This window comes from Sphingomonas sp. SKA58 (genome assembly GCF_000153545.1).
GTDB classification, from domain to species: Bacteria; Pseudomonadota; Alphaproteobacteria; order Sphingomonadales; family Sphingomonadaceae; genus Sphingobium; species Sphingobium soli.
Window position 1 is genome coordinate 65,053 of sequence record NZ_CH959309.1, and the last position, 13,717, is coordinate 78,769.

The 13,717-nt window shown below is 61.7% G+C and carries 11 protein-coding genes and 1 pseudogene; 4 read left to right on the top strand and 8 right to left on the bottom strand.

Annotation, left to right across the window (positions count from 1 at the left end):
• Positions 1-25 precede the first annotated feature (25 nt).
• The 6 genes and pseudogenes from adhP to SKA58_RS20150 form a co-directional block, all read right to left on the bottom strand.
• Complete coding sequence (gene adhP, locus SKA58_RS18445; protein WP_007683342.1) at positions 26-1,051, bottom strand: alcohol dehydrogenase AdhP; 1,026 nt, start codon at positions 1,049-1,051, stop codon at positions 26-28.
• Positions 1,052-1,077: 26 nt separating this feature from the next.
• Positions 1,078-2,598, bottom strand: coding sequence for an aldehyde dehydrogenase family protein (locus SKA58_RS18450; protein ID WP_009823976.1), 1,521 nt, complete (start codon positions 2,596-2,598; stop codon positions 1,078-1,080).
• Positions 2,599-2,959: 361 nt separating this feature from the next.
• Positions 2,960-3,766 (bottom strand): IS21-like element helper ATPase IstB, encoded by an 807-nt coding sequence (gene istB, locus SKA58_RS18455; protein WP_009821099.1) that lies wholly within the window; start codon positions 3,764-3,766, stop codon positions 2,960-2,962.
• An 11-nt stretch (positions 3,767-3,777) separates the two neighbouring features.
• Positions 3,778-5,274, bottom strand: a pseudogene (istA, locus tag SKA58_RS19675) (IS21 family transposase); the annotation flags it as partial.
• Positions 5,275-5,363: 89 nt separating this feature from the next.
• A complete protein-coding gene (locus SKA58_RS18470; protein WP_009823980.1) occupies positions 5,364-5,672 on the bottom strand; it encodes a hypothetical protein in 309 nt (102 codons plus the stop codon).
• A 149-nt stretch (positions 5,673-5,821) separates the two neighbouring features.
• Complete coding sequence (locus tag SKA58_RS20150; protein ID WP_021224453.1) at positions 5,822-6,220, bottom strand: hypothetical protein; 399 nt, start codon at positions 6,218-6,220, stop codon at positions 5,822-5,824.
• 397 nt (positions 6,221-6,617) lie between these two features.
• On the opposite strand from SKA58_RS20150, the gene SKA58_RS20155 reads away from it, so the two are divergent.
• Entirely contained in the window at positions 6,618-6,839 is a 222-nt protein-coding gene (locus SKA58_RS20155) for a hypothetical protein (protein ID WP_009823981.1), read from the top strand.
• 621 nt (positions 6,840-7,460) lie between these two features.
• Positions 7,461-8,927 (top strand): multicopper oxidase family protein, encoded by a 1,467-nt coding sequence (locus SKA58_RS18485; protein ID WP_009823982.1) that lies wholly within the window; start codon positions 7,461-7,463, stop codon positions 8,925-8,927.
• Positions 8,928-9,070: 143 nt separating this feature from the next.
• Here SKA58_RS18485 and SKA58_RS19970 read toward each other — a convergent pair whose 3' ends face one another.
• Entirely contained in the window at positions 9,071-9,517 is a 447-nt protein-coding gene (locus SKA58_RS19970) for a hypothetical protein (protein WP_156784277.1), read from the bottom strand.
• Positions 9,518-10,606: 1,089 nt separating this feature from the next.
• On the bottom strand, positions 10,607-11,482 hold the full coding sequence (locus tag SKA58_RS18490; protein WP_009823983.1) for a hypothetical protein: 876 nt from the start codon (positions 11,480-11,482) through the stop codon (positions 10,607-10,609).
• 79 nt (positions 11,483-11,561) lie between these two features.
• On the opposite strand from SKA58_RS18490, the gene SKA58_RS19235 reads away from it, so the two are divergent.
• Together SKA58_RS19235 and SKA58_RS19240 are read left to right on the top strand one after the other, a co-directional pair.
• Entirely contained in the window at positions 11,562-12,374 is an 813-nt protein-coding gene (locus SKA58_RS19235) for a helix-turn-helix domain-containing protein (RefSeq protein ID WP_009823984.1), read from the top strand.
• Positions 12,367-13,314, top strand: a complete 948-nt coding sequence (locus tag SKA58_RS19240) for a TIR domain-containing protein (protein ID WP_009823985.1) — start codon at positions 12,367-12,369, stop codon at positions 13,312-13,314. Before SKA58_RS19235 ends, SKA58_RS19240 begins: the two co-directional genes overlap by 8 nt.
• Positions 13,315-13,717 lie beyond the last annotated feature (403 nt).

A 13,717-nucleotide genomic window follows, 5' to 3' on the forward strand; every position in this document is an offset into this window, starting at 1 on the left:
GAACTGTACTTTCGCGAAGTCGGGTTCAGGCGAGGTCGAGGACGATCCGGCCCTCGATGTCGCCATGGTGCATGCGGGAGAAGACGTCGTTGATGTTCTCCAGCTTGTCTGCATGGACCGTGGCCTTGACCTTGCCGTCGCCGGCGAACGCCAGTGCCTCGAGCAGATCGAGCCGCGTGCCGACGATCGAGCCTCGCACGGTAATGCCGTTCAGCACGGTGTCGAAGATCGACAGCGGGAAGTCGCCCGGCGGCAGACCATTGAGCGCGACCGTGCCGCCGCGCCGGACCATGCCGAGCGCCTGCTGGAACGCCTTGGGCGAAACGGCGGTGACGAGCGCTCCGTGCGCGCCGCCTATCGCCTTCTTGAGCGCTGCCGAAGGGTCCTCGCTGTGCGCGTTGACCGTCAGTGTGGCGCCAAGGCGTGTAGCGAGGTCGAGCTTGCTATCGTCGATGTCGACCGCGGCCACATTGAGACCCATGGCACGGGCATATTGCACCGCCATGTGGCCGAGCCCGCCGATCCCTGAGACGACCACCCACTCGCCGGGTCGGGCCTCGGTGGCCTTCAATCCCTTGTAGACGGTGACGCCCGCGCAGAGGATCGGCGCAATGTCGAGGAAGTCGACATTGTCGGGAAGGTGACCAACATAGTTGGGATCGGCGAGGACATATTCGGCAAAGCTGCCATTGACCGAATAGCCGGTGTTCTGCTGTTCGTGGCAAAGCGTCTCCCAGCCACCCAGGCAATGCACGCAATGCCCGCAGGCGGTGTAGAGCCAGGGCACGCCGACCCGGTCGCCTTCCTTCACATGGGTGACGCCCGCACCGACGGCGGCGACATGCCCGACGCCTTCATGGCCAGGAATGAAGGGCGGGTTGGGTTTGACCGGCCAGTCCCCTTCTGCCGCGTGCAGGTCGGTATGGCACACGCCGGTTGCCGCAATCTTGACCAGGATCTGCCCGGGGCCGACCGTCGGGATCGGCGCGTCCTCGATGACCAGGGGCTTGCCGAATTCGCGGACGACCGCCGCCTTCATGGTTTTCGCCATGTCCGTTTCTCCTTTTGAGCGAGGGGTCAGAACAGGCCGAGCGCGTGCTCGTCATAGGAGACGAGCAGGTTCTTGGTCTGCTGATAATGGTCGAGCATCATCCGGTGATTTTCACGCCCGAAGCCCGACGCCTTGTATCCGCCGAAGGCGGCATGGGCGGGGTACTGGTGATAGCAGTTGGTCCAGACCCGCCCGGCCTCGATCGCGCGGCCCAGACGGTAGGCGGTGTTGCCGCTCCGGGTCCAGACGCCCGCGCCAAGACCGTAGGCGGTGTCGTTGGCAAGTGCGATCGCCTCCTCGACCGTCTTGAAGGTGGTGACCGCCAGGACGGGACCGAAGATCTCCTCCTGGAAGATGCGCATGTGGTTCTGACCCACGAACACGGTCGGCTGTACGAAATAGCCCTGGTCGAGCGCACCGCCCGGCAGCGCCCTGGCGCCACCGACCAGACACTGCGCGCCCTCGGCCTTGCCGATATCGATATAGCCCAGGATCTTGTGGAGCTGGTCCTCCGACGCCTGCGCGCCGACCTGGACCGACGGGTCGAGCGGATCGCCCTGGCGGATCGCGGCGACGCGCGCCACGGCGCGCTCGATGAAGCGGTCGAAGATCGACTCATGGATCAGGGCGCGCGACGGGCAGGTACAGACCTCGCCCTTGTTGAAGGCGAACAAAGTAAAGCCTTCGAGCGCCTTGTCGAAGAAGGCATCGTCCTCGTCGAGCACGTCCGCCATGAAGATGTTGGGCGACTTGCCGCCAAGCTCCATCGTCTGGGGGATCAGATGGTCCGCCGCGGCGTGCATGATCTGCTTGCCGGTGACGGTCTCGCCGGTGAACGAGACCTTGGCGATGCGCGGATTGGCGGCGATCGCCTGGCCAACGGTCCGTCCCGGGCCGGTGACGACATTGAGCACGCCGGGCGGCAGGATGTCGGCGGTGAGCTCGGCGAACATCAGCAAGGTGAGCGGCGTCTGGGATGCGGGTTTGATGACGGTGCAGTTGCCCGCCGCCAGCGCCGGCGCGATCTTCCACGCCGCCATCAGCAGCGGGAAGTTCCACGGGATGATCTGGCCGACGACGCCGAGCGGCTCGCGGAAATGATAGGCGATGGTGTCCGCATCGATCGTCGAGATGCCGCCTTCCTCCGCCCGGATGCAGCCGGCGAAGTAGCGGAAATGGTCGATCGCAAGCGGAACGTCGGCAGCACGCGTCTCGCGGATCGGCTTGCCATTGTCGATCGTCTCGGCAAGCGCCAGCAGCTCCAGATTATCCTCGAGCCGGTCGGCGACACGATTGAGAATCCTGGCGCGCTCGGCGGGGGCGATTCTTGCCCATTGATCCTTGGCGGCGTGCGCCGCATCGAGCGCGCGCTCGACATCTTCCGGCGTCGACAGCGCGAACTCTGCGATCTGGGCACCATTGATCGGGCTCTTGTCGGCGAAATACTCGCCGCTCGCAGGAGCATTCCATCGACCACCGATGAAATTATCATAGCGGTGTCGGAAGGAGGCCGCCGCATTGATGGTCCCGATCGCCTTCTCGAACATTACCTGACTCCATCTCTATCGATGGCCTGACGGAGTAATCTCTTTGCCCGGGCGGCCTATAAGTAAGTTCCGCAGAAGGTAGTTTGGTATCGGTGTCGCGGTCTTTGAGGGTCAGACACGCCAACGGAGCCGATGAGTATTCATCGACTCCCGAACCTATTCGCGCACGCATGATCGGAATTATGCCGAGACACGCTACTCGGCTGATTCTTCTTTTGGGGAGGGCGGCGCTTGGCATTCCAATTCTGGCGTTACGCCCGGACGCGCTTTAGGCTCACCCAATCGCCTTTCTGAAGCGTCCCTGTTGATTTCCACTGAGAAGTGACCCGGGTTTTCCATCGAGAAGTGACCCGTCTGCGGATTATGTTTCGGGTGTCACGGGTGGGTCAACCCGTGGTTTTCTCTTTTGGGTTCTGGCCTGCTTGGCAGAGCTGTTTTTGAAGCGGAAGCTATCGTTGCCGGTCTCCAGGATGTGGCAGTGATGGGTAAGCCGATCGAGGAGCGCCGTGGTCATTTTGGCGTCGCCGAACACGGTGGCCCATTCGCTGAAGCTCAGGTTTGTGGTGATGATGACGCTGGTGCGCTCGTAGAGTTTGCTCAGCAGGTGGAAGAGCAGCGCGCCACCTGAAGCACTGAACGGCAGATATCCAAGCTCATCCAGGATAACGAGATCGGAGTGCAGGAGGCGATTGGCGATCTGACCGGCCTTGCCCTGTGCTTTTTCCTGCTCGAGCGCATTGACCAGTTCGACCGTCGAGAAGAAGCGGACGCGCTTTCGATGATGTTCGATGGCCTGGATGCCCAGCGCCGTTGCCACATGGCTCTTGCCGGTGCCAGGACCGCCGACCAGCACGATATTGTCGGCGATGTCGATGAAGTCGCAGCGATGCAACTGACGCACCAGAGCTTCATTGACCTCGCTACTGGTAAAGTCGAAGCCGGCCAGATCGCGATAGACAGGGAAGCGCGCGATCTTGAGCTGATAGGCCACAGACCGAACCTCCCGTTCTGCTGTCTCGGCTTTGAGTAACTGGGAGAGGATCGGGATGGCGGCTTCGAACGCTGGAGATCCCTGTTCCATGAGATCGGTGACGGCCTGCGCCATGCCATGCATCTTGAGGCTGCGGAGCATGACGACGATGGCGCCGCTGGCAGGGTCATGACGCATGACGCTCTCTTGCGCAGATCATCATAGCGTTCGACATTGGCCATCGGTTCGCTGACAGCTGAGCGCTGGGGCGCCGTCACCGGCGGCGTGGAGATCGGTTTTCCGTCGACCAGCCTATAGAGCAGATTGAGGATATGGGTCTTGGTCGGAACGCCAGCCTCCAGCGCCATGGTGACCGCCGTCAGCACCAGTTGCTCATCATGATGAAGAACCAGCGCCAGTATTTCGACCATTTCCCTGTCGCCGCCGGGATTGCGCAACAGATGTCGCTGCAGACGCTGGAACGCATCGGGTAGCTCAAGGAAGGGCGCACCGTTGCGCAGGGCGCCGGGCTTGCGCTGCACGACCGCCAGATAATGGCGCCAGTCATAAACCGTATGACCTGGACCGTCGTGAGAGCGGTTGATGATGCGCTGATGTGCGCAGATTGGCTGCCCCTCGGCGACGACCTGGAAGCGATCAGGATAGACGCGCAGGCTGACAGTGCGATTGGCGAAAGAGGCCGGTACGCTGTAGCGATTGCGCTCAAAGTGGATGAGGCACGTCGGCGATACCCGTTTGCGATATTCCACAAAACCATCGAAGGGCCTGCCCGCAACCATCAGACACTCAGATTCATCGGCCCAGGCATTGGCAACCGATCCGGGTTCGATCCCGTGAGGGATGTCCTCCCATAACGCCTTGCAGCGCTCCTCCAGCCACAGGTTCAGCGCATCAAGGCTTTCGACCTGCGGCGTGGGTTGCCACAGACGGTGCCGCGCATCCTGGACATTCTTCTCGACCTGCCCCTTTTCCCATCCCGCAGCCGGGTTACAGAACTCAGCTTCGAACAGATAGTGGCTGACCATCGTCAGGAAGCGTGCGTTGACGGTGCGTTCCTTGCCACGCCCGACCTTGTCGACGGCCGTGCGCATATTGTCATAGATACCCCGGCGCGGCACGCCGCCCAGCACGCGGAAGGCGTGATTATGGGCGTCGAACAGCATCTCATGGGTTTGCAGCAGGTAGGCGCGCACGATGAATGCCCGGCTGTAACTGAGCTTGAAATGCGCGACCTGCAGCTTGGTCCGAACCCCGGCGATGATTGCCCAGTCCTCACTCCAATCAAACTGGAAAGCTTCCCCCGGCGCGAACGACAGGGGCACGAATGTCCCACGCCCGCCAATCTGTTGCTGGCGCCGATAATCTTCGCGCCAGTCCCGAGCAAAAGCGGCAACCCGGTTGTAGGATCCTTCATAACCCAGGCTCACCAAATCGGCGTGAAACTGCTTGATCGTGCGCTTCTGCTTGCGCGATCGGCCCATATCGCGCCGCAGCCAGGCCGCCAGATGCTCAGCAAATGGGTCCAGTTTGCTTGGTCGATCAGGCACCTTGAACCGCGGATCGATCGTCTCGGACCGCAAATATTTGCGGATCGTGTTGCGTGATAGTCCGGTGCGCCGCGCTATCTCCCGGATCGGTAGATGATCGCGAAAATGCCAGCGCCGGATAACGCTCAATAACGCCATGTCCAACACTCCATATACCCTCGCTTGTCAAAGCCAGGGACGAGTTCAACATGGGTCAATTCTCAGTGGAAATTTACGCCCTACCCGGGTCACTTCTCAGTGGAAATCAACAGCGTCCCGTCCCTCACGCGGAAATGAGCGTAATGGTCGTCGAAAATCTGGTCGACTTCGACATGACCGACAAGGCGGCGGTGGCGCGGCGTTGCGTGATAGACTTCGAGTATCTGCCCGATGTGCGCGCCATCGGCTTTGCCCAGGCAGGCCACTGTGCCGCCCGCATCCGTACGGACGATCTTGCCGCGCATGAACAAGCTATGGCCGATACCCTGTGCGAGGAGCGGCGTGCTGCCAAAGAGCAGAAAGCCAACAGCAGCACCGACGCCAAGATGTTTTCGCATCACTGTTTCCTCTCTCACGTCAGTTGCTCGGTCCCGGCTTTGAAAGTTGGGAGCACGGGGCGACGCTGGGCATCGTCAAAGAACTGGCCCGCCGCGGGGGCGGCGGCGGGCCCTCAGCCCCGGGGGGTGTTTTATCGGGGCTGGAAACTTCACATGTCGCTCATCGGCTTGTCGGCCATGGGCTTGGCGGTCTTCTTCGCGGCCGGCTTGGCCTTCTTCATCGGCATCTTGCAGCAGCCACTCTTCGCCTTACCGGCCATGCCCGAGCCGTTCGATGCAGGCGACCCGCCGGACATGCCGGCCATCCCCGACATGCCCTGTTGATCCTGCTGGGCCGGTTGCCGCTGCTGCTTCTGCGCGCCGGCCTGATGTTCCTTCATCATCTGATCGTGCATCTGCTGCCCGCCATGATCCATGCCCTGCTGGTGGGCATGGGCCGGCGCAGTCTGCGCGGGCGCGGGCGTCGACTGGGCGAGAGCGGTGCCGGCGGCGAAGGTTAGCGTCGCGAAGAGGCTGATGGTCGCCGCGCGAAATGTCGTCTGTCGCATTGAGGGTCTCCGAGTGTTCGTCCTGTTGCCCGGTCGACGTTCCGATCCCGGCAATTCCGAAGCTTCAATGCTGCTAGCGAGACGCAGTCTGTATACGTAACTTACGAATCCGCTTTGGATCGCGACAAGCATGCGCGGGATCGTGCGGGGTGGACCATGGCCCAAGTTCAAGCGAATTCATGATCCCGCTTGATGGCGGCCGGCAGCGAAGTGCAAAAGCCAATTGGCCCGCCGTGGGAGAACGGCGGGCCAAAGCTGCGGTTGAACTAGGCCACGGTCGTTGGCCGCCCAGCCTCGTGGTCGGAGCTGGCTTAATGCAGGGTCAGCAACCGCCCCGCGACCTATGCAACATGCGGGAGGCTCCGTCCTGGGTTCCCATCTCCCGCATAGCGATCCGATGGTCCTGCATCATCTCACCGTGCATCCGTACTTCGCGGTGTCGCATGCCTTGCATCTGGGCCGTGTCGGACCGAGCCGGCGCCGGCTTCGCCTTGAGCGTCTGTTCAAGGTCGGGCATGCCCGGCGGCATCCCATCGGCGAGAACTGGCCCGGCGCCGACGGCAAGGACGCCAAAGGCTGCGAGCGAAGCGATAATCGCTGCTTTCTTGCGCAAATATGATTCCTTCAAGTCTGAGTTTCAGTGCGACCGGACACATGCCCGGTCGATTCTCGCTCCCCAGGGAGCTTGCCGTTGAGATGGTATCGGCCTGGAGGTGGCAGTATACGTAATTTGCGAAGCTGGCGGTCAGCCTGCAATGTCAGCTTTAGTTCGGCTACTAGCAAAAGCTGGGCGCGGATGACCGACGACGGCGGCCATCAAAGCCTCCGCCTAGCCCGAGCACTGGAAAGCGACGCCGCCTGCTGCAGTGGCGAACAGCGAAACGTAAATCGCACGCCGCTTTTGCTTCGGCGCGATCGTGGCAAGGCCCACCGCCGAACCAGCCACTCGGACTGGCCCAGGCTAAATTGTCGGAATAGACGCTCGCTCGGATCGGTGCCGCAGTGATTGAACGCTCGCCTGGCTGATTATTGATCAACTGGCGAGGGCCGCAACCAGCTTAGAAGGGCAATTTTGTCTTCCCAGAGGGGGCGGGCACAAAAGCGATCGGTTCGGGTATTACGGATATTGCCCTCCCGCGCGCCCTTTAAGGGAAGAGCGGCGCTTCGCCTCGGTGGATCTCATCGGATCGAGAAAAGCGCGTTTGCGTCAGTTTCACGATTGCTCAGGAGGGGCTTCGAAATGACTTTTCTGAGCCGGCGAACTGTCTTGGCGGGCGGAGGCCTCCTGCTGGGGGCGGCATGCACGCGCAGATTTGCGACGCCGGACCAAGCAGGCACGCTGCCCATTCCTCGCCTGTTAGATGCACGCGACCATGGGCAGAGAATTGGACTGAGGGCGCAGGAAGGGGAAACCACTTTCTTCCCAGGGCGGCGGAGCGCCACCATGGGATACAACGGAAGCTATCTCGGCCCGACTCTGCGGGTACATCGCGGGGACGACGTGACGGTGACTGTCAGCAACAATCTGTCTGCTGATACCACGGTTCACTGGCACGGGCTGCTCGTACCGGGAGAGCTGGACGGCAGCCCCCACCAGACCATTAGTCCAGGCGAGACTTGGCGTCCGACGCTGCCGATCCGTCAGCCGGCGGCCACTCTCTTTTATCATTCGCATGCACACGGCCGAACGGCGGAGCAGGTCTATGCAGGCCTAGCGGGATTGCTCTTCGTCACCGACGAGGAAGAGCAAGGTCTCGGTTTGCCTTCGGATTACGGCGTCGACGATCTACCAATCTTGATCCAGGATCGGCAGTTCGTGGATGGCCGTCTGGTGTTACCGGCGGGCATGATGGTGGCGCTGGACGGGAGGCGGGGCAACGTTATTCTCGTAAACGGCGCGTACAACCCGCGAGCAGACGTTCCCAGAAGCTTAGTGCGGCTGCGGCTCGTAAATGGTTCGAATGCCCGGACTTACGATCTTTCGTTCAGCGACGGACGAGCCTTTTATTGGATCGGCACCGAGGGCGGCCTTTTGGAAAAGTCCGTTGAATTGCAGTCCCTCACTCTGGCCTCCGGTCAGCGGGCTGAGATCTTGGTGGACTTCAGCGATGGCAAACCGGTCTCGTTGGTATCGGCTCCGGACCAAAGCACCCTCAGGATGCATGGCATGGGCATGATGCATCGGCACGAGGCTAGCGAAAACAACGCAGGGGATGAAACTGTCCTCACATTTTCACCGCGCTTGGCATCGAGTAAGCGAGGTAGCACCACGCTTCCGCTCCTCCTGGCGTCCCGCGCGGTGCCAGATCCGGCGACGGTCGTCGCACGGCGACGTCTGGTGCTCAACATGAGGCTGGGAGGTATGATGGATAGCGACGAAGAGCCGCTAACGATCAACCACAGGCGATTCGATATTGATCGCATCGATGAGGAAGTCGAGCTTGGCGCCGTCGAGATATGGAAAGTCTCCGGGCAGAAAATGGCCCATCCCTTCCACATTCATGGAGTGCACTTCGACGTGCTACGTCGCGATGGCGAGGAACCAGATCTTCTTGATCAGGGGCCACGTGACACCATCGTCGTGGACGAACCGGTCGAGTTATTAATCCGCTTCGACCAGCCTGCTTCAAAAGCGCCCTTCCTGTTCCATTGCCATATCCTGGAGCACGAGGACGAAGGCATGATGGGTCAGTTTTCCGTGACGTAGTGGGAACAACTCAAGAAGCGAAATCCTGCATATGCCAATAAGGGGGCAATGCTCGACGTGTGACTTCGAACTCCACTCTCGTTTTTGGTCCCTTTTCGGGCTTGGGCCAGAACGTTTCGCACATCTCGATCGAAGGCATTCGATCATCCCGGACACTTGTGCATCACATGACGAACCCTGCGGTTCGTCACGGCCACCAGGCGCTGCGGGCCGCGCTCTATAATGACCATACGCTTGTCGGGCCGTCCCGCGGCCGCTGTCAGTACTCGCGGCAATGAGTAATAGATGGTATCGCCGCGTTCATACCACTTTCCTCCGCCAAGCGGCGTCTGGTCAGGCAATCGGATTTCGCTGTAAGATCCGTTGCGATTAAGAACCCAGGCCATCCCCGACTTACAGCCGGATCGGCCATCAAATGACCAGACACCCGCGAGCTTGGTGGTCGAGGTATCTTCCCTTGCGGGAACGACCCTGGCCGGCGAAGGTAGCGTTGGCACAGTGAGCGCGGCGAAAATCGCCCAGATGGAACACGACCACCGTGTGAAAGTGAGCAGCCGGCATCGATATAACCCGTTAAGCGCGATCGTCATACTGTTCCCTTCCGATCCACACTCACTCCGCTGCGAGCTTCGTTGGTTGCCCTGGGCAGACTATGCCGACCATCTGCCGGTGGTAATGCGTATTTGTCGCTAGACAGAAGAGACGCCTGCGATGGCATCTGATCGCAGATCGCCCAGGACAAGGCAGCCGGCGCAGAACTTGGGATGACGGTGATCGTCTCATGCGCAGTGCAAGCGAGCAACCACATGAGCGGTAACGGGGGTGACGAGTTCGCTTCCGGACGAGGAAAAGGTGACCAGGTGACCTTCATTCTATCCCGACATGTTGGTTTGGACGCTCAAGCCGGGTGCCGAGGCGGAGGCATATAGGCCCGCCCGATGTACTAATCGCAAGCGACCGGTTTTCGGTTCTGATGCTCTTGCGCCCCAGTCAACCGACCGATCGCCATTCGTATATATCACAATTTCGCGGGTCGTTCCCCCCAGATAGGGTCAGAGCAGGTTCGAGTCGTGGAGGGGTCTTGGAACTCAGAAAACGGCGGAAATCCGAGGATTTTTCTTCCCACAGAAACCACTGCTGTACCATGCTGCTGTACCAGTTGGTCACGCAACGAGGCTGTTGAAGCACGCTACACTGGGATGATCAATCCTTTTTAAGGCGGCTTGCGCCCATCTCGGTCGTTGAAACCCTCGCTGCCGGCAGCCTGAAAGCGGACGATGCGGGTGGAATGGCGGCGCTGTCGGACTGTCCGGTAAGTCCGCTTCCGGGCGGCCACCTGGCTGGAGCGGTCGTTCGTTCATCCAACGCAGAGATGGCAGCAAGGCGCCCTTTCCGGTCGCTCGTGAGACGCCCTGTAACCCCAACAGGAGCCATTGGTCGAGATCGTGGTGGCCATCTCCGTGACGCCTTTATGACCAGGCTCAGGCGATCACTTATACTCTGCTGTAAGCGGCTGAGGCACGGCGTCGGATGAAAAGACGCCGCCTCGCGCTTCTTGGACCTTGATGTCATGGCGTCTTACGAGGCGTCATTTCGCTGCTGACGAAGCCATCTGGAGGTCGAGAAAGTCGCCGTGCCGCGTATTCTCGCCAGGTTTAGCGCTGGGAGGCGGCCGACAATCAGCCGTATTCCGGCCCATAGCCGGCTTCGGCCCAAAGCTGCGCCTCGCGATCCGCCTGCAGCGTCTCAAGCGGCACCGCCGCCTCCTTGAAGTCGAGGTGGTACATCGGAAGCTGCCAATAATGCCGCAGCAACCTGACGTGATCGGCGCTGGCCGCCTCCGTTACGACCTGCGCCGCATCGAGCCGTTCGAACATCGCCTGCGTCAGCTTTTCCTGTTCGGTATAGCCCTGCGTGTCGACGAACTCGACTTCGCCCCAGACCTCGGCGACCGCCTGCAGCCCCGCGCGGGTGAACATCCCCACCGCCGCCATCGCCTTGCCGAGCATCAGCGCGGCTGGCTCGCTTGGCCTCCTGACCGAACCGAATTGCAGCGGCTCGCTCCAGTGCGCGCTGCCATTATCGAGCACTTCGATATCGGCGTACATCGCCGCCTCGCGGCTATAGCGGCTCCAGTTCGGCACGATATATTCGCCGGCATAGCCTTCGAGATAATGGCCCTGTCGCGTGTTATCGACATAGTCGCGCAGCTGCGCCACATCGACCGGACGCCAACTCTGCGCGTCACCATAGATCAATCGGCCGAGGTGATCGTAGAAGGTCCGCACGATCTTGCCGCTGAGGCTCGCGACTAGCTTGGGCGGGCAGCGCACCAGATCCATCAGGATCAGGATCTTGGCGGCTTCCTCCTCGGCGAACCCTTCAAGCACGCGGGCTTCGCGGGGCGCCTGCGTCAGGCTGGCGGCCGCCGTCCAGAAGCTCTCGGCGCTGGCGAGGATCACCGGCAATCCTTCAGCGATCAGGTCGAGTCGCCGCTCGGTAGGGAGATTACACAAGATGCCGGCCTGGCGGTTGCCGAACGTCACTTTGGCCATGGGTCGTTACTCTCGAGTCTTCGCTGGCCCTACTGTGCCCGCGATTGCGGAGGCGCTGAAGGATTTCTGACGTGGCCTGATGGGCGGCGACCGCGCGATGAAAACGCATCGACACGGAGACGCCACTATGATTGCTTCGCCGCTGATGCAGGCCACCGCCGACCGAATCAAAGCGCTGCGCGCCGCCCGCGCGCTGACACAGGAAGACCTCGCCGCCCTGGCGGGGCGCAGCGTCGCGTCGGTGCAGCGGATCGAACGCGGCGAAAAGGTCAGCGCCTACACCATCGCCTCGATCGCCGCCGCGTTCGACATTACCGCCGAGGCGTTGACCGCCGCGCCAAATGATGACCGCCCCTATCTGCCGCTCGCGACGATCAATGGCGGCCGCGCGCTGGTCGGCTTGATGACGGGCTGCTCGCGTCTCGATTTCGGGTTCGACGAGCTCGACACCCTGGATCAGGCCGAGATGCTGGAGGCGTTCCACGATTTCTGCGCCGGGCTGGTCGGCGATGGCGCCCCGGCAACACCGCTCGCCATCACTCGCAGCGAGCTCGAGGGGCGTGCGAAGCTGACGGCGCTGTCCGAGCGCGGCTTCGTCGTGAGCGGGGCGGCGCTCGCGATCACGGCACATGAGGTCGACGATGACGGCGGCGCCGGCATCGCCATCCTGTTCGCGCAATGGGACGAGACCATCGCGGTGCTGCGCGTCGGGGTCGGGCGGACGCTCGATCGCGCCTATGTGCTCGACAGCCTGGGACAATGGGAGACGCCCAAGGGTTACGCGCTAGTCTATCCGGCCGGCTCGCGCGAGGATGGCGATTGGGCAGAAGATTGGAGCGGGATCGGCTCCGATCCGCCGTCGGACGGGGAAGGTTCGGGCGCCAATGTATAATGTGATGGTCACCGCTGGCGACAATGCCTGGGAAGAAGGCGTCTATGTCTGGGATCGCACCCGGATGCTCGAATATACCGAGGACGTCATTCGCGATGCCCTAAAGGCGCTGACCCCAGACGCGCTGGAGGAGCTCGCCAAGCTTCCCACCCTTTTCATGTACGAGCAGCACACCGAAGGCACGCCGCGCCTCGGCACGATCAAGCGCATCCAGCAGCGCGGCTCGGAATTTCGTGTGATCTTTGAGTTCGACGAGGACGTGCCGGCGCTCTCGCTCGAGCAGATCGCGGCGACCAAATGGGATCTGCAGCTCGCTGATTTCGAGTTCAGCCGCACCCATTGGGCGGTCAAGGCAGGCGATCTCTACGCGATCCTGCGCCAAAAGGGGCTGATCCCGGACGCCGCGCCGGAGGCGGTCGCAGCGCCGGCCGAGCCGGAAGCCGCGCCCGCCGTTGATGTCGTGCCAGCCAAGGTCTTTCTCGTCCATGGCCGTGACGAGGCCGCCAAACATGCGGTCGCGCGGTTCCTAGAAACCCGTGTCGGCCTCGGCGTGATCATCCTGAGCGAGCGCCCCAATCAGGGTCGGTCGATCCTCACCAAGTTCCAGGAGGAGGCCGATGGCGCCGCCTACGCTGTCATCCTGATGACGCCCGATGATCTGGGCCAGTTGCGTCCGGGGCTTCTGCCGGCCGGCGTGGCGCCCGCCGATCCCGCGCCGCGCCCGCGCCAGAACGTGATTTTCGAGATGGGCTTCTTCATCGGCCAGCTCGGCGCCGATCGCGTTTGCGCGCTCGTTCCGCCGAACGTCGAACGGCCTTCCGACTATGATGGCATCGTTTATGTGCCCTTCGATGATCAGGAAGGATGGCAGCGCAAGCTTGTCACCGAGCTGCACGCCGCCAATGTGCCGGTCTCGCCGACTTGGTGGCAGGCTCCTTAGCCCCGCGTGTCATTGCTGTGACATTGCCGATCGAGAATTCGGGCACTAAGCCTTCCGCGCCTGCCGTGGCTCTACAGCGTGGTTGAAACATTGCCGCTGCACCCTCTCGCCCGTCGCGTCCGTTTGCCAAAACCTGCTTTTCCGCTACCGCCCCATTCTGCCGGCTAGTAGAGCCTCGCGTTTACATCGACAGTACCGCTGGTTCGAACGTCGGCTTTGGTACTCTCTGCAATATATAAGCTGCCTGGCAACTCACGGCCCGATATCGGTCGCTTGCCCGACCGGAGCGACAGAGTCGCAGTAACGACCGGCACTGGGCCGCTAGCGGTCAGTCGGCTATTAGTGTTGTTCTCAAGCAGACAAGCCGTTCGGCCAAACTCTCAATCCACGGCAAAAAGCGATC

What these genes read in the sequence shown, in the direction of transcription:
- adhP (WP_007683342.1), bottom strand. Translation starts at nt 1,051, where the DNA reads ATGGCGAAAACCATGAAGGCGGCGGTCGTCCGCGAATTCGGCAAGCCC.
- SKA58_RS18450 (WP_009823976.1), bottom strand. Translation starts at nt 2,598, where the DNA reads ATGTTCGAGAAGGCGATCGGGACCATCAATGCGGCGGCCTCCTTCCGA.
- istB (WP_009821099.1), bottom strand. Translation starts at nt 3,766, where the DNA reads ATGCGTCATGACCCTGCCAGCGGCGCCATCGTCGTCATGCTCCGCAGC.
- SKA58_RS18470 (WP_009823980.1), bottom strand. Translation starts at nt 5,672, where the DNA reads ATGCGAAAACATCTTGGCGTCGGTGCTGCTGTTGGCTTTCTGCTCTTT.
- SKA58_RS20150 (WP_021224453.1), bottom strand. Translation starts at nt 6,220, where the DNA reads ATGCGACAGACGACATTTCGCGCGGCGACCATCAGCCTCTTCGCGACG.
- SKA58_RS20155 (WP_009823981.1), top strand. Translation starts at nt 6,618, where the DNA reads ATGGTCCTGCATCATCTCACCGTGCATCCGTACTTCGCGGTGTCGCAT.
- SKA58_RS18485 (WP_009823982.1), top strand. Translation starts at nt 7,461, where the DNA reads ATGACTTTTCTGAGCCGGCGAACTGTCTTGGCGGGCGGAGGCCTCCTG.
- SKA58_RS19970 (WP_156784277.1), bottom strand. Translation starts at nt 9,517, where the DNA reads ATGACGATCGCGCTTAACGGGTTATATCGATGCCGGCTGCTCACTTTC.
- SKA58_RS18490 (WP_009823983.1), bottom strand. Translation starts at nt 11,482, where the DNA reads ATGGCCAAAGTGACGTTCGGCAACCGCCAGGCCGGCATCTTGTGTAAT.
- SKA58_RS19235 (WP_009823984.1), top strand. Translation starts at nt 11,562, where the DNA reads ATGGGCGGCGACCGCGCGATGAAAACGCATCGACACGGAGACGCCACT.
- SKA58_RS19240 (WP_009823985.1), top strand. Translation starts at nt 12,367, where the DNA reads ATGTATAATGTGATGGTCACCGCTGGCGACAATGCCTGGGAAGAAGGC.